This window comes from Georgenia satyanarayanai, assembly GCF_023715365.1.
Taxonomy (GTDB): Bacteria; Actinomycetota; Actinomycetes; order Actinomycetales; family Actinomycetaceae; genus Oceanitalea; species Oceanitalea satyanarayanai_B.
The window spans coordinates 1-1887 of sequence record NZ_JAMBNZ010000031.1 but is presented as its reverse complement, the minus strand read 5'-3'; the positions used below and the strand labels follow the sequence as shown (position 1 = coordinate 1887).

Annotated in this window: 1 protein-coding gene; it reads right to left on the bottom strand. The window is 69.7% G+C overall.

Annotated elements, in window-relative coordinates; genetic code table 11:
- Window positions 1-191: 191 nt before the first annotated feature.
- Window positions 192-1820 (bottom strand): transposase, encoded by a 1629-nt coding sequence (locus M3148_RS16850; protein ID WP_251305891.1) that lies wholly within the window; start codon window positions 1818-1820, stop codon window positions 192-194.
- Window positions 1821-1887 lie beyond the last annotated feature (67 nt).

The window sequence follows — 1887 nt, the reverse complement described above, 5'->3', positions numbered from 1 at the left end:
CTAGGAGACTGCTGAACAAGACGCTCTTTTGGCTCGCGAGGTGAGCCGGGACGGGCGGGTCGCCATCAATATGGCCGTCGTAGCGGCTTTGGTAGGTCACAGCGCGTGGCTGGACAACGAGGTCGACCCGCCCGTCAGGTCCGATTCTGCTCTTTGGTGAGGCGGTGTGCCAGAGTCTTGGCCGCCCGTGTTCAGGCGCTGACCATCTGCCAGGTTCCGCCGGTGCGCTGCAGGCCCAGGGTGAGCAGGCGCTTGAGGTTAAGGGCGGCGGCGCGGCGTGCGAGCCAGTGGTCGTTCTTGACGATCCCGCGGTAGCGGACCTTGCGGTTGCCGCGGGTGAGCCAGGCGATGGACCGTTCGACCATCGGCCGCTCGCTGCGGTATGTCTCCTGGAAGGCCGGCTGCCGCGCTCGGGCGCGGTGGGCCCGCTGCAGCCCATCGTGAGGGTGCAGGTCGAGCTTGCGGCCGCTGACTGAGGTCGTGCAGCGATCGCGCAGCGGACAGCCGCGGCAACCCGCCCCGAAGGTGACGGTGCGCTTGGGAGTGATCGTGCGGGTCAGCCCGTTCGGGCAGGTCACGGTGCCAGCGGCCTCATCGACGCTGAAGTCTTCGAGGGTGAAGCCGCCGGGGACGGCGGGGCGCAGCGGCCAGGGCTTGATGATGGCGGTATGCCCAGCCTCGTCCAGCGCCGCCAACGCTTCACCGGTGCCGTAGGCGGAGTCGGCCAGGACCTCGACCGGGATCTGCCGGGCTGGGAACTCTTGTCCATCCGTGGCCACCGCGGCCTCGTCTTCCTCGGTGTGCTCGGGTGTCAGGGTGGTGTCGGTGGCCAGCAGGTCCGTCCCGACGGTCCCGTCGGCGGACTGCGGCCCGGCGGCCTTGGTCAGCTTCGTGGCGGTGAACAGCCCCGTGGTTGGCTCCACCACGACGTGGGCCTTGAACCCGTCGCGGCGCTGAGCCACGGTCTTGTGGGCGTGGCGGGTCTCGGGATCCACGGTGGAGATCACCCGGTCGTAGGCGACTTTGCGGGCGATGCGCCAGCGACCGTCGGTGCCATCAGAGCCCTGCGCCGGCTCCACGTCCTGCCCGGCGACCACCGCCAGCAGCGCCACGACCTGGGCCTCGTCCTCCTCCAACGCGTCGACGTCCAGGTGGTCCAGCAGCGCCAGCGCGTCGCTCACGAGCCTGGAGACGAGCTCATCGCGGGCGCCCGGGTCATCCCATGCGATCCGCGGTTTGCCCGGGGAGCTGTAGTCGTGGCCGTTGCAGTGCTCGGCGACGAGATCTTTGCCGCCGGTGACCTCCCGGGCGACCCGGCGGATCGCGGCGATCAGCTGGGTGACGGTGTCCTGGGTGGCGACCGCGTCCTCCAGCACCGTGGAGTCCAGCGCCCGGCGGTTCTTCCCGCGCAGCACCCCGGTCTCCATCACCACCGCGTTGATCGCCTCGAAGATCCGGTTCGGGCGCTCACTCTTGGCCAGGCGCCGGCGCCAGTACGTCAACGTCGTGGGATGGAACCCCGCCGCCTGCACACCCAGCCCGCAGGCGGCCTTCCACCGCAGGTCGAACGTGACCGCCTCGGTCGCTTCCCGGTCTGAATACCCGTGCAGGGCCTGCAGCACCAGCACCGCGGCGACCACGTCCGCCGGCACCGACGGGCGACCCCTCGCAGAACCGAACAGGTCGGCGAACATCTCCTCGGGGAACAACGCCAGCCGATGCTCAGCCAGGAACGCGAACACGCTCCCCGGCTCGAGCAGCTCCCCGGCCATCGACTCCGCGTCGAACAGATCCCGCTGATCCCGCGATCTCCCCTGCATGCACCAATCGTTCCCGACCGCCGCCCGCACACCGGTCAGGGACACGCATTCTTCAGCAGTCTCCTAG

Coding starts and splice junctions, on each gene's coding strand:
- M3148_RS16850 (WP_251305891.1), bottom strand. CDS start 1,820: ATGCAGGGGAGATCGCGGGATCAGCGGGATCTGTTCGACGCGGAGTCG.